This is a genomic window from Gammaproteobacteria bacterium, assembly GCA_015709695.1.
Taxonomy (GTDB): domain Bacteria; phylum Pseudomonadota; class Gammaproteobacteria; order Steroidobacterales.
Genome location: CP054183.1, coordinates 1,705,951 through 1,727,767, shown reverse-complemented (window position 1 = coordinate 1,727,767; position 21,817 = coordinate 1,705,951). Strand labels below are relative to the sequence as shown.

The window sequence follows — 21,817 nt, the reverse complement described above, 5'->3', positions numbered from 1 at the left end:
CGGGTACACTGCGCCCGCCTGACTCGGACGTGGGGCGGTAGCTCAGCTGGGAGAGCGTCGCGTTCGCAATGCGAAGGTCGGGAGTTCGATCCTCCTCCGCTCCACCATTCATCCCAATCCCGGATCCTGCCCGCTGGGGTTTCTCGCCCATGCTGCGCCAGCGCAGGTTGCCGATCCACGAGAATGGCGTCTTGGCTGCTCACCAGCCACTTCCGCGGGCCCGACGGATCCGCAGGATGTGAAAAATATGTCAGGCACCATTTCCGATTTCCCGACTGGAGCAGGAGCATCTGAGCTAGTCGGTTGGGTACGCGAGCGGATCGACCAACTGTTGTAACAGGACTGAATAAAGACTAAATTAAGTCACTAGTGGATCAATGGAGGTGGAGGAGCCATGCGCTACTCAACACAGGTCAAACCCATCAGTTACCTCAAGGCAAACGCCGCCGAAGTTCTGGCGCAATTGACCGAGGGGCGAGAGCCGCTAGTAATCACCCAGAACGGGGAGGCCAAGGCCGTCATTCAGGATGTTGCCTCCTACGAAGAAACGCAGGAAACGTTGGCGCTGCTGAAAATTCTTGCGCTGGGCAATGCGCAGATCGAGGCGGGCAAGGCAAAGCCGGTGCGTGACGTTGTCGCAAGGCTGCGGGCCAAGTAGGCTTCAAGAAATGGCCGGACGCAAGCACGAGGTCTTGCTGACCGAGGGTGCCGAGCAGGATTTGGAGTCGATCTACGACTACATCGCTGAATTCGACTGCAAGGCCAATGCCGACTACGTCCTGGATCGTTTGTTGGAGGTCGTCGAAAGCCTGATGGCGTTCCCGGAGCGTGGTGCCTATCCCAAGGAACTGGCTGGCCTCGGCATTCGGGATTATCGGCAGACTGCCTTCAAGCCCTATCGAGTGATCTACCGTATCATGGGTCAGAAGGTCTACATCTACATGATCGCCGATGGTCGGCGGGATATGCAGTCACTCTTGGCGCGGCGTCTACTTGGGGGGTGACGATCAAGAGCACGTAGAAAACCGCAGACGTGCACCATTCATCGACGCCCGACTGGTTCCGGTCGGGCGTTCTCGTTTGCGGATGTCGTTGTGACCCGAGGGCGGTCGGAATCGTGTGGCCCGCTCTGAAAAATATGTCAGGCACCATTTCCGGCACCATTTCCGCGGGCACCATTTCTCCTGGGGAAAATATGTCAGATACCATTTCGAGGGTGCTTGCAGTCGGCGTAAGATGTGACGCAGAACGACAAGAATCAGGAATGAAGGCGGAAGCACCCATGAAGACATATTTCCTGGCTGGCCTGCTCCTGGCTGCCGCGACCACCGCCCATGCCGAAACGGTCACGGCGAGGGTGGTGGCGGACGACTACTACAGGGTGTTCGTCGGCGATGCCGACGGCGCTTCCCTGACCGAGGTCGGGGCCTCGGGAAGCACCACCTGGCCGGGCCAGGGAGCGACCTTCAGCTTCGAAGCCAGTGCCGGGCAGCATATTTTCGTCGCCGCCTGGGACAGCGCGTCCTACGGCCCGCCGCATGCCTGGATCGGCGAGTTCGACATTGCCGGCACCAAGCTCTACTCGAACACGACCGACTGGGTGGGCAAGGACCACGGCAGCATCAAGGATCCGTCCGCGAGTGATGCCGAAGCCCTAGCGACCTCCGCAACGGCCTGGTCCACTCTCATGGTGAGCATGCCCAACGGGTCTTCACCCTACGGCAGCCTGATCGGCGGTTCCCCGGCGAGCTTCGTGTGGACGGACGTCTTCGGTGGCAGCAGTGCCAGCGAGGGCGGCTATGCCCTGTTCAGGACGGTGGACCCCGTGGTCACGCCATTGCCCGGTGCACTGCCTCTCCTGCTGTCCGGCTTCGGCCTGGTGGCGCTGAGGGCACGGCGGAAGTAGTCCTGCCGCGGTTGCGGTAGCGGTCAACACACGACCGATCCGCCGCCGGCCGTCCGGCCCCGACCGGCCGCGGCTGCACGGAGTTCGCGTGCCTCATGATCCAGGGCGGCATCGCAGCTGGCCATCTTGCGAGCCATTCCTCCGGGGCCTGGCCAGCAGCGCTCGGAACGCATCATGAAGCTCGGGATCCTGACCTACGGCACCGAGGGCGATGTCCGCCCGCTGGCCGCCCTGGGAGATGCGCTGCGCAGGGCAGGACACGAGGTGTTCCTGCTCGGGGATGCCCGGACACTGGGTACGGCACAGGCGCTGGGCCTGCCCACGGCGGTGTTGTCCGGCGATATCCGCGAGCTGTTTGCCAAGTGGGGACGGCAGGAGCCGCGCAGCACGGCCGGCGCGCTCGTCAGGCTGGTCAACGCGAACACCGCGGCCTGGATGCGCGAAACGCTGGCGGCGGCACGTGGCTGCGATGCCATCGTAACCTCCGGGCTGGCGGCTCACCAACCAGCTGTTCTGGCTGTCGTTCAGGAAGGCGCTCAACCGCGCGCGCCAGGACGTGCTCGGCCTGCCGGCGAGGAGGGCATTGTGGACGAGCCATCCCATGCTCTACGGCATTTCACCGACGCTGCTGCCCGCGCCCGCGGACTGGCCGGCCCAGGCGACCATGTGTGGCCAGTGGCTGGTTCCGGCGGCAGGGGACTACCGGCCTGCGGAGCAACTGGCGAGGTTCCTGTCGGCCGGAGAGCCGCCCGCTTACGTGGGATTCGGCAGCATGACGGGAATCGACATGCGCGCGATGCTCGAGGCGGTGGTCACCGCCCTGGCCGGCCGACGCGCGCTGTTCTGGCCGGGCTGGAATGGCCTGGCTGGCATGCGGCTTCCCGACCATGTCCTGGCCATCGGCGAGACGCCGCATGACTGGCTGTTCCCGCGGACGGCCGCCGTGATCCACCACGGCGGCTCCGGCACGAGCCACTCGGCGTTGCGGGCGGGCAAGCCCTCCATCGTCATGCCCTTCACCGGGGACCAGCCCTTCTGGGCGGCCCGCCTGCGGCAGCTGGGGGTGGCGCCGGCGGCGCTGTCGACGGCGCGCCCGGATGCGGCAGCCCTCGCCACGGCCCTCGACTTCGTTGCGCAGCCGGCTGTCATCGCACGCGCGGCCGACCTCGGCAGGACGATGGCCCGGGAAGATGGCCTGGGCACGGCAGTCGCCGTCATCGAACGGCTGCAAGCTGTATTTCCGCGCGACCTCGGCTAATCTTGCCGCCGCCAGACCGCAACGATCCGGGGACGGGAACCCGGAGCTGACAGACGGGGGAAGATCGTGATGCAACGAGTGCCAGCGCTGCGCCGTGCCGGATGGCTGCGGCCGGGTTTCCTGATGATGGCGATGCTCGGGCTGACCGGCTGCATGAGCTACGGCGCGGTGACGCTCGACCGCGACCGCCTGGACTTCACCCAGGCCATGGCGAATTCCTGGAAGCAGCAGACGCTGCTGAACATCGTCAAGATGCGCTACGGCGACACGCCGATCTTCGTCGACGTCGGGCAGATCGTCAGCAGCTACCAGCTGGTCAGCAGCATGCAGGCCGGCGGCGTGCTGTATCCCAACCTGCCGGCGTCCAGCAGCAGCTCCAACAGCGTCGTCAACCTCGGCGTGCAGGGGCAATACACGGACAAGCCGACCATCACCTACGTGCCGCTGTCGGGTTCGCAGTTCGTGCGCACGCTGATGACGCCGATCCCGCCCATCCGCCTGTTCGAGCTGGTCGAGGCGGGCTGGCGCGTGGACATGCTGTTCATGGCGGCGGTGCAGACCGTGAACGGCCTGTCCAACAGCCGCGGCGGGGCGCAGCTGCGGCTGGAGGACCCGGAGTACGTGCAGCTGCTGCAGGCCATGCGGCGGGTGCAGGCCTCCGGCACGGTGGGTTCGCGGCTGGAAATCGACAAGGACAACAAGAGCGAGGGGCTCGTCATGTTCTTCGCCGGCCGCAACCTGACCCCCGAGGTTCAGGCGGACTGGGACGTGGTCAAGCGGCTGCTGGGGCTGAACCCGGCGAAGAACACCTTCTCGATCATCTACGGCGAGTTGCCGCCGGGGCGTGACGATGTCATCGCCCTGCACACCCGCTCCGGTTTCCAGATCCTCTACGAGCTGGCGACCTTCGTGCAGATCCCGGAGGAGCACGAGCGCGAGATGCGCGCCTACCCGCACCTGCCCGCGCCGCCCGATGGCCGCGAGACGCTGCCGCCGCTGATCCGCATCCTCAGCGGCGAGACCAAGCCGGACGATGCCTTCGCCACCGTGTTCTACGGCGACCGCTGGTACTGGATCGAGAACCGTGACCTGGCCTCGAAGGGGATGTTCTCCTTCCTGCTGGTGATGCTGACTCTCGCCGAGTCCGGGCCCAGCGCACCGACGCCGTTCGTCACCATCCAGGCGAACTGAGGCGGACCGCCAGCGGAATTTACGTGAAACTTACAGGCCGGGCCCGGCCCGGAATGGAGAAGTTACGGCACCCTGCCGAACACTGGGACATCGCAATGTTGCGGTGCCTCGAGATGCAGGGACATGCCTTCCGCAGCCGGTCAGTTCATTCCGAAATGCGTACTTGCAGCCTGCGGCCTGTTGCTCGGGCTGCCGGGCATGGCGCATGCCCAGGCCAGCGGCTACGCTGCCCTGACATCGGACTACGTCTGGCGGGGATCCTCCCAGACCCAGGAGGAACCCGGCCTCCAGGCCAGCTTCAGGTACGGCCATGATTCAGGCGTCTATGCGTCCGCCTGGGCATACAACGTCAGGTTCAGTCCGGACAATGGCGCCAGCAGCGAGTTCGACCTCGCCGTCGGCTGGAGCGGCCGGATTGCCCCGGACTGGACACTCGACCTCTATTTCCAGCGCTACGAGTATCCATCGACCACGGTCGATCTCGACTGGAATGAACTCAACGCCGCGCTGACCTGGCGCGACCGGTACTGGCTGGCCGTCGCGTACTCCGGCGACGCCATGGCGAGCGATGAAACAGGCACCTACATCCTGGCCGGTGCGCGCTATCCGCTTGCCGGCACCTGGCGCCTGGAGGCAACGCTCGCCCGCTACCTGCTCGCCAGCAGTTTCGCGGACGACTACACGCACGGATCCCTTGGTGTGGTGTGGGCCTTCCAGGCCCCATTCGAAATCCGCCTGACGCTGCACGACACGGATGCGGCGGCAGAACGCCTGTTCCCCGGCCTGGCCGGATCCCGTGCCGAACTTGCCCTGCAGGCGTCCTTCTAGCGGCAGTGCAGGCATACGCATGGGCGCGCCTGCCGTGCCGGCCAGTCACTCCCGGAGACCCGGATCATGATCGAGTACCTGCTGTTCCTGCTGCTGCTCCTGGCGCTTGGCTGGCCACTGGGCCACTACCTCGCCATGGTGATGCGCGGCGAGGCGATGCGCGGTGATGCGTTGTTCGGCTGGATCGAGCGGCCGATCTATGCGCTGCTGGGAACGCGAGCGGAAATCGGCATGAGCTGGCGCGGTTATGCCGGCGCCTTTCTCCTCAGCAACCTGGTGCTGGCCATCGTCGTATGGACCATCTTTATGACCCAGGCCTGGCTGCCACTCAATCCGGACGGCGTGCCGAACATGAGCTGGGACCTCGCGCTGCATACCATGGTGTCGTTCCTGACGAATACCAACCAGCAGCACTACTCGGGGCAGGCGCAGCTCTCCTACCTGTCACAGATGACGGGCATCGTCGGCCTGCAGGTGGTGACGCCGGTCATGGGCCTTGCGGTTGCGGCGGCCACGCTTCGCGGCCTGTTCGGCGGCCGCCAGGCAGGCCAGCGCGGCACGAATGGCGCGGGTACCGGCGTCGATGTCGGCAACTACTGGGCCGATGTCACGCGGGCGACCCTGCGCTGCGTGCTGCCGGTCTGCCTGCTGTGGTCGGCGTTGCTGACCTGGCAGGGAGTCCCGGCGACCCTGGCGGCCGGCCCGGTGATCGAGCCGGTGGAGTCCTCGGCAGAGTTCCGCGAGCAGAAGATCCCGCTGGGCCCGGTGGCACCGATGGTGGCCATCAAGCAGCTCGGCAGCAATGGCGGCGGCTGGTATGGCCCCAACAGCACCGTGCCGCTGGAGAATCCGACGCCATTGTCGAATTTTCTGGAGGTCCTCGGCATCGCGCTGATCCCGGTGGCCATCGCCTTCATGGTCGGTCCGTTCACCGGCCGCCGGCCCTTCGGCATCATGGTGGTCTGCACCATGCTCATCATGTCGGTGGCCTCCACCGGCCTTGCGCTGTGGTCGGAGGGACATTCCGGCACGACTGCGGACCCGGCGTTGATGGAGGGCAAGGAAGTGCGCCTGGGCGCGGATGCCTCGGCCCTGTGGGCGGCCACGACGACACAGATCAACAACGGTTCGGTCAACATGATGCTGGACTCGTCCGCGCCGCTGACCGGCCTGGTGGCGATGACCAACATGCTGATCAACAGCATCTGGGGCGGTGTCGGCTGCGGCATCCAGCAGTTCATCGTCTACCTGCTGCTGAGCGTGTTCCTGGCGGGCCTGATGACCGGCCGCACGCCCGAGTTGTTCGGGCGCAAGGTGGAAGGGCCCGAGGTCAGGCTGCTCGCCATCCTGGTGCTGTGGCAGCCGGTGGTACTGCTGGGATTCACCGCCGTGGCGCTGGCCTTTCCCGATCTCACGGGGAACTCCAATCCGGGCTTTCATGGCATCAGCCAGGTGTTCTACGAGTACACCTCGGCCTTTGCCAACAATGGCTCCGGGTTCGAGGGTCTGGGCGACGCGACCACATGGTGGAACGTGACCTGCGCCATCGTTCTGGCGGCCGGCCGATTTCCGGCACTGGTGATACCGCTCGCCATCGCCGCCATGCTCGCCGCCAAGCGCCAGGCCCCGGAAGGTGCCGGCACGCTGCGCGTGGAAACCCCGACTTTCGCGCTGACGCTGATCGGTATCGTCGTGATCCTCACGCTGCTGCAGTTCATGCCAGTACTGGTGCTCGGGCCGGTGGCTGACCATCTCCTGCTGGTATCGCAACTCTCCCGCTGAAGGTGGCCCGGAAATGAACAAGAGGCATGCAAGACTGGCTGCGGACGTGTCCCTCGACAGCGGACATGACTTGCGATCGGCGATCATCCATTCTTTCGGCAAGCTTGCGCCGTGGCACGTCCTGCGCAACCCGGTGATGGCCGTGGTCTGGGCCGGCACGATCGTCACCGCCCTGGCGACGCTCGCGGGCCGGACCGGCGCGGGCTTCGGCTGGGCGGTGACCGCCACGCTGCTGGCCACGGTGCTGTTCGCCAATTTCGCCGAGGCGGTGGCGGAGGCACGCGGCCGTGGCCAGGCCGCATCGCTGCGGCGTGCGCGCAAGGACCTGGTGGCGCGCCGCCTCGACGAGTCGGGAGGCGAATCGGTCATCCCGGCCGCGGAATTGCGTGCGGATGATCGCGTCGTCGTCGAGTCGGGGCAGCTGATCCCCGCCGATGGCGAGATCATCGTAGGGATGGCGACGGTCAACGAGGCTGCCGTGACCGGCGAATCCGCGCCGGTTCTGCGCGAGGCCGGCACGGATCGCTCGGGCGTCATCGGCGGCACCAAGGTGCTGTCGGACCGCATCGTCGTCAGGGTGACTGCCGAGCCCGGCAACAGCTTCCTGGACCGCATGATCGCCCTGGTGGAGGGCGCATCCCGGCAGAAGACCCCCAACGAGATCGCGCTGGGCATCCTGCTGGCAGTCATGACCCTGACCTTCCTGGTGGTGGTCGTGACGCTGCCGTTCATCGCCGCCTTCGTTGGCGTGGAGATCGACCTGGTGTTGCTGGTGGCGCTGCTGGTGTGCCTGATCCCGACCACCATCGGCGGCCTGCTGCCGGCCATCGGCATTGCCGGCATGAACCGCGCACTGCGGGCCAACATCCTTGCCAGGTCCGGCAAGGCCGTCGAGGTGGCGGGCGACGTGGATGTCCTGCTGCTCGACAAGACCGGCACGATCACCCACGGCGACCGGCAGGCCACCGCCATGCATGCGCTGGCCGGGGTCGATGCCGCGCAGCTGCGCCAGGCCGCCCTGCTGGCCTCGCTGGCGGACCCGACGCCCGAGGGCAAGTCCATCGTCAGGCTGGCGCGTGGCGGCGACGAGCCGGGCGGCGAGCCGGCGGGTGCGCGCTTCGTGCCGTTCTCGGCGCAGTTGCGGATGTCGGGCGTGGACCTGCCTGGTGGCCGGGTGATCCGCAAGGGCGCCATGGATGCCATCGTGGCGCATGTGCAGGCCCTGCAGGGCGAGGTGCCCGCCGGGCTGGAGGCGCGTGTCGGCGAGGTGGCGAGGAGGGGAGCGACGCCGCTGGTGGTCAGCGACGGGCACCAGGTGCTCGGCGTCATCGAGCTGTCCGATGTCGTGAAGCACGGCATCAAGGAACGCTTTGCGCGCCTGCGGGCCATGGGGGTGCGCACCGTGATGATCACCGGCGACAACACCCTCACGGCGGCGAACATCGCTGCCGAGGCGGGCGTCGACGACTACATCGCCGAGGCGCGACCGGAGGACAAGCTGGCCCGCATCCGCGAGGAGCAGGCGGAGGGTCGCCTGGTGGCGATGGTGGGCGATGGCACCAACGATGCGCCGGCGCTGGCCCAGGCGGATGTCGGGCTGGCGATGAATTCCGGCACGCAGGCCGCCAAGGAGGCGGCCAACATGGTGGACCTGGATTCCGATCCCACCAAGCTGCTCGAGGTGGTCGAGATCGGCAAGCAGCAGCTCATCACGCGCGGCGCACTGACCACCTTCTCGCTGGCCAACGATGTGTCCAAGTACTTCGCCATCCTGCCGGCGCTGTTTGCCGGCGCCATCCCGCAGATGGCGGTGCTCGATGTCATGCGGCTGGCGAGCCCGGCCAGTGCGGTGTTGTCGGCGCTGGTCTTCAATGCGCTGATCATTCCGCTGCTGATTCCGCTGGCGCTGCGGGGCGTGCATTTCAGGCCAGCCGGTGCCAGCGAGCTGCTGCGCACCAACATGCTGGTCTACGGCGTGGGGGGCGTGCTGCTTCCCTTCGCCGGCATCAAGGCCATCGACGTGGTGTTGTCGGCCTGGTTCATCATCTGAGGGTTCGCCATGCAAGGTCATGACAAAATTGCGACGCGGGGATCCGGCCAGACGCCGGCCACGGTATCCGACCGGGGGGTCCTGCGGGGCTCCATCGTGCTGGCCCTGGTCAGCCTCGCGGGCTTCGGTTTCCTCTATTCGCTCGCCGGGGTCGGGGTGGGCCAGGCGCTGTTTCCCGCTGCCGCCAACGGCAGCCTGATCGAGGACCAGGGCAGGATCGCCGGTTCGTCCCTCGTCGCCCAGCCCTTCGCGGGCGACCGCTACTTCCGGCCGCGGCCATCGGTGGCGGGATACAACCCGATGGCGATGAGCGGCAGCAACCAGGCACGCACCAATCCCGCGCTGCGCGCGCAGCTCACGGCAGCCCGTGCGGCAGTGGCCGGCCGGGAGGGCGTGGCGCCGGAGCAGGTGCCGGGCGACCTGATCACGCACTCGGGCAGCGGCATCGATCCGCATATCAGTCCGCAGGCGGCGGCCATCCAGGTGGCGCGCATTGCCCGGGCCCGCGGCGTTGGCGAGGAGGCCGTGGCCGGGCTGGTGGCCCGATACAGCAAGGGGCCGCAGTTCGGCGTGTTCGGCCGGCCGCGGGTCAACGTGCTCGAGCTGAACCTGGCGCTGGATCGCCAGCTGCCGCCGGTCGCCGCTGCAGGAGCCGGCCGCTGAGCGTGGCGGCTCCGGCCGTTGTCGCCCTTCCGCGGCCTGTGGTCTCATGGGCTGCCCGGACTCGAGGACCTGGTCTGTCATGGGAGCTGAACGGAGTGAGCAGGCGGATGCCCTGCTCGGTGAGCTGAAGCGCCAGGCCGCCGGGCGGCTGACGGTATTTCTCGGGGCAGCCCCCGGCGTCGGCAAGACCTACGCCATGCTGGCCCGCGCACGCGAGCTGCAGGCCAAGGGGACGGACGTCGTCGTCGGCATCGTCGAGACCCATGGTCGCAGCGAGACGCAGGCCATGGTCGACGGCCTGCCGGTCATGCCGCGAAAGGTCGTGGAGTACCGTGGCCGGCAACTCGAGGAGCTGGATCTCGACGGCCTGCTGGCGCGCAGGCCCGCGATCGCCCTCGTCGACGAACTGGCGCACCGCAATGTCCCGGGGAGCCGCCACGAACGCCGCTGGCAGGACGTGGAGGAGCTGCTCGACACCGGCATCGATATCTACACCACCGTCAACGTCCAGCACCTGGAGAGCCTGAACGACCTGGTGCACCAGATCACCGGGGTGCGGGTCAGCGAAACCGTGCCCGATTCCATCTTCGAGCGCCTGCGCGACATCCGCCTGGTCGACCTGCCGGCGCGCGAGCTGATCGAGCGCCTGAACCAGGGCAAGGTCTATCTGCCCGAGCACGCGGCCCAGGCCCTGCAGGCATTCTTCTCGCCCTCGAACCTGACGGCGCTGCGGGAACTTGCCATGCAGACCGTTGCGGAACACGTGGACGCCGACCTGCGCGAGAGCCGGGCGGCCCGCGGGCTGGAAGGCATCGCCATCCGCAGCCACATCCTCATTGCCATCGACGGCCGCGGCCATTCCGAGTACCTGGTTCGGGCCGGTGCCCGTATCGCCGAACGCCGCGGTGCACCGTGGTCGGTGGTGACCGTGGATACCGGGCGCTCGGCCGATGCAGCCGTGCAGGCCGGCGAGCCAGGCGCGGCGGCACCGGTGCCTGGCAGGGCGGCCCGCGAGGAGCAGCAGCGCCAGGCGGAGATCGACAAGGCGTTCGCCCTGGCGCGCGACCTCGGCGGCGATACCGAGGTGCTGCACAACACCGACATCACCCTCGCCCTGCTCGATGCGGCAGGGGCGCGTGGCGCCCGTTCCATCATCATCGGGCGCACGCGCGAGCGGCCCTTCGCCCGCATCTTCAACCGCACGCTGACCCAGCAATTGCTGCAGCGGGGGGCGCGCTACGAGCTGACGATCGTCAGCACTCCGCAGGCCCGCAAGCGCTCGCTGCGCATGCCGGAATTCTCCGGCGCGGCGCTGGCGCGGCAGGAACCGGGGCTGATCCTCATGGCCAGCGCCGGGGCGACGGCTGCCGCCGCCGTCGCCGAGCACTTCCTCGGCCTGCAGGACCTGTCGATGGTGTTCCTGGTGGCGGTGATGCTGGTGGCATCGAGGACCCGCATGACGGCGGCCTTCATCACCGCCGCGCTGTGCTTCCTTGCCTACAACTTCTTCTTCATCGAGCCGCGCTTCACCTTCCTGATCAGTGCCCAGCGTGGCGTGGCCACGGTGATGCTGTTCCTGGCGGCGGCGCTGATCGCCGGCCGGCTGGCCTCGCAGTTGCGGCGACAGGTGGTGGCGCTGCGGGCATCCAATGCCCATGCGACTGCCATGCAGGGCCTGGGGCGCAAGCTGGCGGTGGCCGCCGACCTCGGTCAGGTCATCGCGGCGGGCTCGGCGATCCTGCAATCGACCCTGCATGCGCAGGTGTGGATGGACATCAAGGGCGAGTCGGGCCCGGCGGACGGGGCGCAGGGGCTGACGGAGAAGGACCGCATGGCAGCCTCCTGGACCGGGCAGCACGGCCAGGCGAGCGGGCGCTACACCGACACCCTGACGCATTCGCCCTGGTGGTTCCTGCCGGTCCGCTCGGGCCAGGACACGCTGGGCGTGGTCGGCCTGAAGTTTCCCCCCGACATGGGCCGGTTGTCGTTCGAGCAGCGCCGGCTTGCGGAGAGCATGGTGGAGGACATCGGGCAGGCAGCCCTGCGCACCCGCCTGGTATCGGACCTGGAGGAGGCGCGCGTCACGGGGGAGACCGAGCGGCTGCGCTCGGCGCTGCTGTCCTCGGTATCGCATGACCTGCGCTCGCCGCTGTCGTCGATCATCGGCGCCGCGGATGGCCTGGCACGCTACGGAAAGGACATGAGCCAGGGCGACCGGCAGAGCCTGCTGGAGACCATCCACACGGAGGGGGAGCGGCTGGACCGCTACATCCAGAACCTGCTGGACATGACACGGCTCGGGCAGCAGACACTCACCCTGTCGAAGGAGTGGATCGGCATCGACGAGCTGGTGGGCTCGGCCTCCAGGCGCCTGCAGCGCTACGAACCGGGCACGCGCGTAGAGTGCGACATACCCCCGGGACTGCCGCCGATCCACGTCCACTCCGCGCTGATCGAGCAGGCCTTGTTCAACGTCATGGAGAATGCGGCGAAGTTCTCGCCGGCCGGGGTGGCGGTGCTGGTACAGGTACGTCGCGCGGCACCGGACCGGCTGCAGGTCGATATCACCGACCGCGGGCCGGGCATCCCCGAGGAAGAGCGGCGGCGCATCTTCGACATGTTCTACAGCGTGGAGCGTGGCGATCGCGGCCGCCAGGGAACAGGCCTGGGCCTCACCATCGTCCAGGGCATCGTCGGTGCGCATATGGGAAGCGTCGAGGCATTGCCGGGCGCGGACGGCCGCGGGACCACGCTGCGCATGACCCTGCCATGGGGGGAGTATGCGAAGCCGGAGGCAGGGGATCGTGTTGCCTCCCGCTGAGCGCGAACAGCGGGCGCCGGCCGCGCGCATCCTCATCATCGATGACGAGGCGCAGATCCGGAAGTTCGTCGACATCAGCCTGCGCTCGCAGGGCTACTCGACCCTCCTCGCGGAGACGGGCCAGCAGGGCCTGACGCTGCTGGCCAGCAGGGGTGCGGACCTCGTCGTCCTCGACCTGGGCCTCCCGGACCAGGACGGCAAGGATGTGCTCAGGGAACTGCGGCTCTGGTCGCGGGTGCCGGTCATCGTGCTGACGGTGCGCTCGGACGAGAACGAGAAGGTGGCCCTGCTCGATGCCGGGGCCAACGACTACGTGACCAAGCCCTTCGGCGTCGAGGAGCTGATGGCCCGCATCCGCTCCTTCCTGCGTAATGCCGCGGCCGGCAGGGACGAGACCCCGGTCTTCGACGACGGCAACCTGCGCATCGACCTGGCGCGGCGGGAAGTGGCCATCGGCGGGCAGGCCGTCGTGCTGACCCGCAAGGAGTTCTCCCTGCTGTCGTTGCTGGCCTCCCAGCCGGGGCGGCTGGTGACGCAGACGCAGCTGCTGAAGGAGCTGTGGGGACCGACGCATGCGGAGGACACGCACTACCTGCGCATCCTCGTCGGCAAGCTTCGCGCCAAGCTCGGGGACGATGCTTCGGCGCCGCGCTACATCGCCACCGAGCCCGGCGTCGGCCTGCGCTTCATCGCCAGGGACCGGCGCGACGCCTGAGCGCGAGGTTCAGCCTGCCGCGGTCTCCGGCAGCGGCGTGAACTCGTGGTCGTCTCCCGCGGGCAGGGCCATGCGCTGCATGCGCCAGTCCTCGCGCGCCTGCTCCAGCCGCTCGCGCGAGGAGGAGACGAAGTTCCAGTCGATGTAGCGCTCGCCGACCGGTTCGCCCCCGAGCAGCATGACGGTGGCGGGTTGCGGGGCGCTGATCGTCACCGCGCGGCCCGGGGGCAGCACCTGCATGTCGCCGGTGTCCAGGGGGTGGCCGTCGATTTCGATCCTGCCGCTGCTGACATAGACGGCCCGCTCCCGGTATTGCGTGCCGAGGCCGCGGCGCGCGCCGGCCTCCATGTCCCAGTGCAGGTAGAACAGGGGCGAGAGGGTCCTCACGCTGGCGGCCTGGCCGTCGATGGCGCCGGCGATCAGCCTGCCGCTGACGCCGCCTTCGTGGATCTCCGGCAGTTCCGCGGCGCCTTCATGGTGGTGGAAGGACGGCTCGGTTTCCTCCAGTTCCCGGGGCAGCGCCACCCAGGCCTGGATACCGTGCATGCGCGCCCCGTGGGCGCGCGCGTACTCGAGGCGCTCGCTGTGGGTGATGCCGCGGCCCGCGGTCATCCAGTTGACCTGACCCGGACGGATCTCCTGGTGGCAGCCGAGGCTGTCACGGTGGGTCAGCGCGCCGCTGTAGAGGTAGGTGACGGTGGCGAGGCCGATGTGGGGATGCGGCCGCACGTCGAGTTCCCGCGGGATGCCGGGGGCGAGGTCGAGCGGCCCCAGGTGGTCGAAGAAGATGAAGGGCCCGACCATGCGCCGTTGCGCGTGGGGCAGCACCCGCCCGACGACGAAGCCGCCGCCGAGGTCGCGGCTGCGCCGCTGGATCCGCATGCCGTCGTCCATGACCATCCCTCCTAGCGCAACCCGCTCTTCTTCAGCAGGCGGTGGAAATTGCCACGGTCCAGGCCGAGCGAGCGCGCCGCGGCGGCGGCATTGCCGCCTTCCTGCTGCAGCCGCGCCTGGATGACCTCGCGCCGATAGGCTTCCATGATCTCGCCGAGCGGGCGGTGGTCGCCCCGCGCCGGCTGGGCGGGCACGACGGCGGCGGCAGGCACCACGGCGGCGCCGGTGTCGAGGTGCTGGGTGGTGATCTCGATGACGCGCTGGCGCGAGGGTGAGTCGCTCAGCGCGCGGATCATGGCGCGTGAGAGGGCGTGCTCGAGCTCGCGCACGTTGCCGGGCCAGGGGTAGTGGCCGAGCCACTGGCGCGCGCTGCGGCTGAGCCGGGCGCCGTGCAGGCCGAGGCGGCGCTGGTTGCGCTCGATGAAGTAGCCGGCGAGCATCAGCACGTCGTCGCCGCGCTCGCGCAGCGGCGGCACGCGCAGCGGGTAGACGCTCAGCCGGTGGTAGAGGTCGGCGCGGAAGCGGCCGGCGGCGACCTCGCGCTTGAGGTCGCGGTTGGTGGCGGCGATGACGCGCACGTCCACGCGATGGTGGGCGTCGCTGCCGACGCGCTGGATCTCGCCGTTCTGCAGGGCGCGCAGCAGCTTGGCCTGCACGGTCGGCGGCAGCTCGCCCACCTCGTCGAGGAACAGCGTGCCCTCGTCGGCGAGCTCGAACTTGCCGACGCGGTCATCGGTGGCGCCGGAAAAGGCGCCGCGCACATGGCCGAAGAGCTCGCTCTCGGCGATGGTCTCGGGCAGCGCCGCGCAGTTGATGTAGACCATCGGCTCCTGGGCGCGCGTCGAGTGGCGGTGGATCAGTCGCGCCACCAGCTCCTTGCCGACACCGGTCTCGCCGAGGATCAGCACCGGCAGGTCCGAAGGCGCCACGGTGCGCGCCTCGCGTTCCAGCTGCTGCATGACCGGGCTGCCGGCGATCAGCTCGTCGGTCGCGGTGTCCTGCACGCCCGAGCGCTGGATGCGGTGATGGCGCTCGAGCTGCTCCTCGAGCCGCTGGATCCAGTCGGCGGCGCGCACCGTCGCCGCGGCCATGGCCACGAAGGCGCGGAACACCTCCGGGTCGATGGCGTCGAAACTGCCCGGCGTCAGGGCATCGAGCGTCACCGCACCCCAGGGCTGGCCGTCGACGTACAGCGAGGCGCCCATGCAGTCGTGCACGTACAGGTGCTCGCCGGCCTTCTCCACCAGGCCGTCGTAGGGGTCTGGCAGCGCGGAGTCGGCGGGAAAGCGCACCGGCTCGGCGCTGTGCAGGATCTGCGCGAGGCGCGGCTGGTCGCGGATGACGAAGCGCCGGCCGAGCGTGTCCGGGCTGAGGCCCTGCACCGCGCGCGGCACCAGCTGCTGGCCGTCGCGCTGGAGCAGGGCGATGGCGTCGCAGGGGAAGCTGCGGCGGAAGGCATCGAGCAGGCGCGCATAGCGTTCCGTCCGGGACAGCGCCTTGGACAGGTCGGCGACCGCGCTGGCGAGGTTGACGAATGCCGCCGACGTCGTCGGATCGACACTGGCGTTGTCCGCCAGACATCGCGCCTCACGCTGTTCTTCGAACAACGGACTCTTTCAAGACATTGATTCCGAAGGGAAGCGGATTCTGGCCCGATTCTTGATCCAGGTCAATTGAGGGCCGTCTGCTGCCCGATCACCAGTACAGGGAGGAACCGTTGCATGAAGACCCGTCCGCTTGCGCTCGCGTTGCTGCTGGCCGCCGCGCCCACGCTCGCCGAAACCGTCAAGGTGGAGATCCCGGTGCGCGAGGTCGAGATCGAGATCGACAACGCCGGCACCAGGGCGCCGATGTGGACCTACGGCGGCACCATCCCCGGCCCGCTGCTGCGCGTGAAGGAAGGCGATGTCATCGACTTCACGCTGGTCAACGACGCCGCCAACAAGAACAGCCACTCCATGGATTTCCATGCCGGGCGCTTCGACGTGCTCGGCGAGTTCGAGGCGGTCAAGCCCGGCGAGAAGAAGGGCTTCACCTGGAAGGCCGAGTATCCGGGCGTGTGGATCTACCACTGCGGCGCCGACTCGATGTCCGAGCACATCTCGCGCGGCATGTACGGCGTGGTCATCGTCGATCCGAAGGAGGGCTACAGCCGCGACTACCCGAAGCCCGATCGCGAGTACGTGCTGGTGCATGGCGACCTGTTCGAGGCCGGCGCCTCGGCCGAGGAGCGCACGGCCGGGCAGAAATGGAAGGGCGTGCTGGTCAACGGCCGGGTGTTCCACTACGACCCGGTGCACGACTCCAATGCCAGCCTGACGCTGGAATCGAAGCCCGGCGAGCGGGTACGCATCTTTTTCGTCAACGCCATGATCAATGACTGGGCGGCGTTCCACCCCATCGCCGGCATCTGGGACCGCGTCTGGGACAACGGCAACCCGAAGAACGTGCTGTGGGGCATGCAGACGGTGCAGGTACCGCCATCCCATGGCGTGGTGCTCGACATCGTCAGCCCGAAGGACCGCCCCACCAACAACGCGCTGGTCGACCACAGCATGACGCATGCCATGAACGGCGGCATCACCGTGCTGATGAATCATGCCGATGCCAGCCCGACCGCCGGCCGCGGCGACCAGCTGATCGTCCGCTGAAAGGAACTGCCATGAAGCACATCACCGCTCCGCTCATGGCGTTGCTGCTGGTGGCCCTGCCGCTGGCGGCCGACGCCGACATCGCCGCGGACGTGCAGCAGCAATGCGCCGGCTGCCACGCCCTCGGCCACGACTACGCCACCCTGGGTATCGGCGAGCGCGCACAGCGCAAGGGTCCGCCGCTCGACTACGCCGGCAACAAGTTCCGGCGGGACTGGCTGGCTGCCTGGCTCGAGAAGCCGGTACGGCTGCGGCCCGCGGGCATCTTCCCGCCCGCCCTGGTGAACAAGGGCGCCGAGGGGGACGTGGTCGATGCCGCGAAGCTGCCGGCGCATCCGGCGGTGCCGGCGGCGCAGGCCGGTGCCATGGCCGACTACCTGATGACGCTGGCCCCGCGCGATGACCTGATCAAGGCCGAGGCCTACCAGCCCGGCACGATCGCCGAGCGCATGGGCAAGATGAACTTCGGCAAGTTCAAGGGCTGCGACGGCTGCCACCAGGACGAGCCGGGCGTGGGCGGTGTCTCCGGGCCGGAGCTGTACACGGCATGGAAGCGGCTGCAGCCGGCCTTCATCAGCTCCTACATCGCCAATCCCGTGGCCTGGGATCCGCACACCATGATGCCGCGCGGCGACAGCAATGCCGATGCGGTCCACAAGCTGGCCGACTATCTGAAGGTCATCGGGGAGAAGCAGCCATGAGGAAACTTCTGATGCTGGTGCCGTTGCTGCTGCTGGGCGCGACGGCCGGGGCCGCCGATCGCGGCGCCGAGCTCTACCAGGTCTACTGCGTGCAGTGCCACGGCGTGCAGGGCAACGGCAAGGGCGTCAACGCCACCCACATGTCGGTGCAGCCGCGCGACCACACCGACAGCAAGGAAATGTCGGCGCGCACCGACGAGGAGCTGTTCAAGGTCATCCAGCAGGGCGGCAAGTCCATCAACAAGTCGGTGCTGATGCCCATCTGGGGCGGCAACCTCGGCGATGACGACATCCGCGCGCTGGTCGCGCACCTGCGCCAGATGTGCTGCGCGAAGCAGTAGGAGGGATCGACGATGACCGCTGCATCACGTGCTGCATGCGCCCTGCTTCTGGCACTGGGTCTGGCGCCCGGCGCGCAGGCCGAATTGCGCAAGTTCGACATGACCATCGAGGAGTTCGACTTCGAGGTGGCGCCCGGGCTCACCACCAAGGTGTGGGCCTACGACGGCCAGGTGCCGGGACCGCTGATCCACGTGCGGGAGGGCGATGACGTGGAGGTGACGGTGCAGAACAACACCACCATGAGCCACACCGTCCACTTCCATGGCACCTACCAGACCGGCACCTGGCAGATGGATGGCGTCCCCGACGTCTCGCAGAAGGCCATCGAGCCCGGCGACAGCTTCACCTACCGCTTCGTCGCCGACAAGCCGGGCAGCCTCTGGTACCACTGCCACGTCAACACCGCCGAGCACATCGACCTGCGCGGCATGTGGGGGCCGATGATCGTCGATCCGAAGAAGCCGACGGCGCTGGAGAAGCAGGTGACGAAGGACGCCATCGTCATGTTCTCCGGCTGGGATTCCTCGGTGGCGAAGGAGTATGGCAAGAACGGCGTGCCGCACCGCGAGCTCGACTACTTCTCCATCAACGGCAAGTCCCATCCGGGAAACCAGCCGATCCGCGTGAAGAAGGGCGATGTGCTGCGCCTGCGCCTGTATGCGCCCAATGCGCCGGTGGCCTTCCACCTGCATGGCCACGATTCGCTGGTCACCCACAAGGATGGCCTGCCCATCACGCCCTATCCGGTGGATGTCATCGCCATGCAGCCCGGCGAGCGCTACGACCTCATCGTGCGCATGAACAACCCCGGCATCTGGATGGCCCACGACCACATCGAGGAGCACACCACCGCCGGCGGCAAGGAAGGCGCAGGCTCGATGCTGGTGGTGGAGTACGAGGGCATCGACAAGCCCGGCTTCTACATGTGGAAGGATGTCGCCTACGACCCGGACTTCTACCTCAGCGAGTCACTGAAGAAGCCCTACGGCAAGCACAACAACCCGGGCTTCATGGGCTTCGATCCCGCGCTGCCGCGACCCGCGGCGCCGGCGGCCGGCGGCCACGCGGGCATGTAGCGCGATGCCTCAGGCCAGGGGCTTGAAGGTGCCCGAGAGCTCGTAGCGTTTTCCCGGGTGGTAGAGATCCGCCGCCGTCACCACGCGACCACCGCTCCAGGTGCGGCGGCGGATCAGCAGGCAGGCCTCGTCCGCCTCGAGCTTCAGCAGGCGCCGCAGGCGCGCATCGGGCATGACCGCCTGCACCGTGTGCTCCGCCTCGTGCAGCGGCGCGACCCGCACCAGGAACTCGTAGGGTGTCACGCGGGTGAAGTCGTTCTTCAGGTAGCCGGGTGCCGCATCCGGGTTGACGTAGCGGTCCTCGAGCTGCAGCGGCGTGCCGTTCTCGCAGTGCACGATGCTGGAGTGGTGCAGGCTGGTGTTCGGCACCACGCCCATGCGCCCGGCGAGCTCGGCGCCGGCCTTGATCGCCAGCAGTCTGACCACGCGCGCGCTGTAGGCATGGCCGCGCTCGCGCACCTCGTCGGCGATGTTGCGCACCTCCAGCGGGTGCGCATGCACGCGCCGGTCGGCGACGAAGGTGCCGACCCCGGAGACGCGCAACAGCACGCCGCTCTCCGCCAGCTCCCGCAGCGCGCGGTTCACGGTCATGCGCGAGACGCCGAGCGTGCGCACCAGCTCGTTCTCCGAAGGGATGCGGTCGTGCGGCGCGAGCGCTCCCGAGGTGATCAGGCCCAGCACATGGCTCCTGACCTGCCGGTAGCGCGGTGCCGCGCTGGCGGCCGGCAGCCGGTCGGCCTGCGGTTCATCGCGGTTGCGCGTGCTCATGGCTGGTCTGCGCCCAGGCGCAGCTCGCCGGCCAGTGCCGCCGGTTCACCGCTGCGCAGCAGCCGGACGGCCGCGGCGATGTCATCGGCCATCAGGCGATCGGCGTCCAGGAAGGGCACCTCGCGGCGCAGGGTGGCATGGGCGACGGCGAGGACGGGCGAGGTCGCCAGCGGGCGGTGGAAGTCGATGCCCTGGCAGGCGGCGAGGTACTCGATGGCGATGACCTGCTGCAGGTTCGCCGCCATCGCCAGCGAACGGCGCGCGCCATGCGTGGCCATGCTCACGTGGTCCTCCTGGTTCGCCGAGGTGGGGATCGAGTCGATGCTCGCCGGGTGGGCGAGCATGCGGTTCTCGGCCACCAGCGCCGCGGCGGTGACCTGCGCGATCATGAAGCCGGAGTTCAGGCCGCTGTCGGCGACGAGGAAGGCCGGCAGGCCGCTCATCTTCGGGTCGACCAGCAGGGCGATGCGCCGCTCCGCGAGGCTGCCGATCTCGGCGGCCGCCAGCGCCAGCTGGTCGGCGGCGAAGGCCACCGGCTCGGCGTGGAAGTTGCCGCCGGAGAGCACCTCGTCGCCGAAGATCAGCGGGTTGTCGGTCACCGCATTGGCCTCGATCCGCAGCGTGCCGGCGGCGAAGCCGAGCAGGTCGAGGCAGGCGCCCATCACCTGCGGCTGGCAGCGCAGCGAGTAGGGGTCCTGCACCCGCGTGCAGTCGCGATGCGAGGCGCGGATGCCGCTGCCGGCAAGCAGGCGCCGGTAGCAGGCGGCGACGCGCTGCTGTCCGGCGTGGCCGCGCACCGCCTGGATGCGCTCGTCGAAGGGCGCGTCGCTGCCGCGCAGGGCGTCGACGCTGAGCGCACCGGTCACCACGGCAGCGAGCGCCGCGGTCTCGGTCTCGAACAGCGCCGCCAGCGCCAGCGCCGTCGACACCTGCGTGCCGTTGAGCAGGGCCAGGCCCTCCTTGGGGCCGAGCGCCAGCGGCTGCAGCCCGAGCCGCGCCAGCGCCTGGTCCGCCGGCAGCGTGACGCCCTCGAGGCGCAACTGGCCGTGACCCATCAGCGGCAGCGCCAGATGGGCCAGCGGCGCGAGGTCGCCGCTCGCACCCACCGAGCCCTGCGCGGGCACCACCGGCCAGGCCTGCGCATCGAGCAGTGCCGCCAGCAGGTCGAGCACCGCGCGGCTGACGCCCGACTGGCCGCGCAGCAGGCTCGCCAGTTTCAGGATCATCACCAGGCGCACCACGTCATCGGACAGCGGCTCGCCGACGCCCGCCGCGTGCGACAGCACCAGGTTCTGCTGCAGCTTCGCCTGCTGCTCGCGGGCGATGCGCGTGTTCGCCAGCAAGCCGAATCCGGTGTTGATGCCGTAGGCCGGGGCATCGTGCGTGACCAGCCGCGCCAGCGCCATGGCCGAGGCCTGGGCGCGTTCGAGCCCTTCCGGCGCGAGGGCGATGCGCAGCGGACCGGCCCAGGCCCGGCGCAGCTCGTCGAGCCCGAGCGGGGCACTGCCGAGGGTCAGCATGCGGCACCTCCGGCCCGCGGCCGGGCGATGCCGGGCGCGGTCACCGTGCGGGCGACATCGAAGGCGATGCGCGCGGCGAGCCGGCTGGTGATGCCATCGCGGTCGAAGGCCGGGTTGCACTCGGCGATCTCGGCGAGCACCAGGCGCGGTGCGGTGCCCGCGGGCGCGCCGGCCACGCGCCGCAGCACGTGGTCGAGGAGGGCGAAGAACAGGTCCGGCGCCACGCCGCGTGCCGCCGGGGCGCTGACGCCGGGCGCCGCCCAGCCGGGCAGGGCATCGAGGCATATGCTGAGCTGGAGCAGTTTCACGCGATCGAGGAAGGCATCGATGACGGCCGTTGCCCGTTGCAGGTTCGGCCAGGTGAGTTCCTCGTTGCCGATCCAGCTGACGCCGAGCCGGTGCGCGGTGTCGAAGCTGGACCGGGTGTTCGACGCCTCGCTGACGCCGGCGCAGAGGTAGCGGAAGGGCAGGTGGCGCAAGGCAAGGGCCTCCGAGATCTGCAGAAAGGGTGTACCGGAATGACCTCGCCCGTCCGGCGGGCGGCGCAGGTCGAAGTGGGCGTCGAAGTTGAGCACGCCATAGCCGTCGAGCTGGTCGGGGAACGCCTGGGCCACGCCCTGGAACGAACCCCAGGCGATCTCGTGTCCGCCG

The 21,817-nt window shown here is 68.7% G+C and carries 18 protein-coding genes, 1 tRNA gene and 1 pseudogene; 16 read left to right on the top strand and 4 right to left on the bottom strand.

The window, feature by feature from the left end; all coding sequences use genetic code 11:
• Positions 1-31: 31 nt before the first annotated feature.
• From HRU81_08090 to HRU81_08035, 12 genes and pseudogenes are all read left to right on the top strand, one after another.
• Positions 32-107, top strand: a tRNA-Ala gene (locus HRU81_08090).
• Between the two features lie 287 nt (positions 108-394).
• Complete coding sequence (locus tag HRU81_08085) at positions 395-658, top strand: type II toxin-antitoxin system Phd/YefM family antitoxin (protein QOJ32058.1); 264 nt, start codon at positions 395-397, stop codon at positions 656-658.
• A gap of 10 nt (positions 659-668) precedes the next feature.
• On the top strand, positions 669-1,004 hold the full coding sequence (locus HRU81_08080) for a type II toxin-antitoxin system RelE/ParE family toxin (protein QOJ32057.1): 336 nt from the start codon (positions 669-671) through the stop codon (positions 1,002-1,004).
• A gap of 278 nt (positions 1,005-1,282) precedes the next feature.
• Complete coding sequence (locus HRU81_08075) at positions 1,283-1,906, top strand: hypothetical protein (GenBank protein ID QOJ32056.1); 624 nt, start codon at positions 1,283-1,285, stop codon at positions 1,904-1,906.
• Between the two features lie 174 nt (positions 1,907-2,080).
• Positions 2,081-3,164: pseudogene (locus HRU81_08070) on the top strand (glycosyltransferase family 1 protein).
• Between the two features lie 69 nt (positions 3,165-3,233).
• Positions 3,234-4,355, top strand: coding sequence for a hypothetical protein (locus HRU81_08065; protein ID QOJ32055.1), 1,122 nt, complete (start codon positions 3,234-3,236; stop codon positions 4,353-4,355).
• Positions 4,356-4,478: 123 nt separating this feature from the next.
• Positions 4,479-5,183, top strand: coding sequence for a hypothetical protein (locus HRU81_08060; protein ID QOJ32054.1), 705 nt, complete (start codon positions 4,479-4,481; stop codon positions 5,181-5,183).
• Between the two features lie 66 nt (positions 5,184-5,249).
• Positions 5,250-6,965, top strand: a complete 1,716-nt coding sequence (gene kdpA / locus HRU81_08055; protein QOJ32053.1) for a potassium-transporting ATPase subunit KdpA — start codon at positions 5,250-5,252, stop codon at positions 6,963-6,965.
• 13 nt (positions 6,966-6,978) lie between these two features.
• Complete coding sequence (gene kdpB, locus HRU81_08050) at positions 6,979-9,015, top strand: potassium-transporting ATPase subunit KdpB (protein ID QOJ32052.1); 2,037 nt, start codon at positions 6,979-6,981, stop codon at positions 9,013-9,015.
• A 9-nt stretch (positions 9,016-9,024) separates the two neighbouring features.
• Positions 9,025-9,678, top strand: a complete 654-nt coding sequence (gene kdpC, locus HRU81_08045; GenBank protein QOJ32051.1) for a potassium-transporting ATPase subunit KdpC — start codon at positions 9,025-9,027, stop codon at positions 9,676-9,678.
• A gap of 79 nt (positions 9,679-9,757) precedes the next feature.
• Positions 9,758-12,499: a sensor histidine kinase KdpD gene (locus tag HRU81_08040; GenBank protein QOJ32050.1), complete on the top strand. Its 2,742-nt coding sequence runs from the start codon at positions 9,758-9,760 to the stop codon at positions 12,497-12,499.
• Positions 12,459-13,214, top strand: coding sequence for a response regulator (locus HRU81_08035; GenBank protein ID QOJ32049.1), 756 nt, complete (start codon positions 12,459-12,461; stop codon positions 13,212-13,214). The genes HRU81_08040 and HRU81_08035 overlap by 41 nt, the downstream gene beginning before the upstream one ends.
• 9 nt (positions 13,215-13,223) lie before the next feature.
• Here the strand turns inward: HRU81_08035 and HRU81_08030 are convergent, their stop codons facing one another.
• Entirely contained in the window at positions 13,224-14,114 is an 891-nt protein-coding gene (locus tag HRU81_08030) for a pirin family protein (protein QOJ32048.1), read from the bottom strand.
• A gap of 5 nt (positions 14,115-14,119) precedes the next feature.
• Complete coding sequence (norR, locus tag HRU81_08025) at positions 14,120-15,685, bottom strand: nitric oxide reductase transcriptional regulator NorR (GenBank protein ID QOJ33341.1); 1,566 nt, start codon at positions 15,683-15,685, stop codon at positions 14,120-14,122.
• Between the two features lie 144 nt (positions 15,686-15,829).
• On the opposite strand from norR, the gene HRU81_08020 reads away from it, so the two are divergent.
• Genes HRU81_08020 through HRU81_08005 form a run of 4 tightly spaced genes read left to right on the top strand, consistent with a single transcriptional unit; the run spans position 15,830 to position 18,878 of the window.
• Positions 15,830-16,759, top strand: coding sequence for a multicopper oxidase domain-containing protein (locus HRU81_08020; protein QOJ32047.1), 930 nt, complete (start codon positions 15,830-15,832; stop codon positions 16,757-16,759).
• An 11-nt stretch (positions 16,760-16,770) separates the two neighbouring features.
• Complete coding sequence (locus HRU81_08015; GenBank protein ID QOJ32046.1) at positions 16,771-17,460, top strand: cytochrome C; 690 nt, start codon at positions 16,771-16,773, stop codon at positions 17,458-17,460.
• Positions 17,457-17,801 carry a cytochrome c gene (locus HRU81_08010; protein QOJ32045.1) on the top strand — a complete coding sequence of 115 codons (345 nt, stop codon included), beginning with the start codon at positions 17,457-17,459 and terminating at the stop codon, positions 17,799-17,801. The genes HRU81_08015 and HRU81_08010 overlap by 4 nt, the downstream gene beginning before the upstream one ends.
• Positions 17,802-17,813: 12 nt before the next feature.
• A complete protein-coding gene (locus tag HRU81_08005; GenBank protein ID QOJ32044.1) occupies positions 17,814-18,878 on the top strand; it encodes a multicopper oxidase domain-containing protein in 1,065 nt (354 codons plus the stop codon).
• Positions 18,879-18,887: 9 nt separating this feature from the next.
• Here HRU81_08005 and hutC read toward each other — a convergent pair whose 3' ends face one another.
• Together hutC and hutH are read right to left on the bottom strand one after the other, a co-directional pair.
• A complete protein-coding gene (gene hutC / locus HRU81_08000; protein QOJ32043.1) occupies positions 18,888-19,646 on the bottom strand; it encodes a histidine utilization repressor in 759 nt (252 codons plus the stop codon).
• Positions 19,643-21,451, bottom strand: a complete 1,809-nt coding sequence (gene hutH / locus HRU81_07995; protein ID QOJ32042.1) for a histidine ammonia-lyase — start codon at positions 21,449-21,451, stop codon at positions 19,643-19,645. Before hutH ends, hutC begins: the two co-directional genes overlap by 4 nt.
• Between the last annotated feature and the right edge of the window lie 366 nt (positions 21,452-21,817).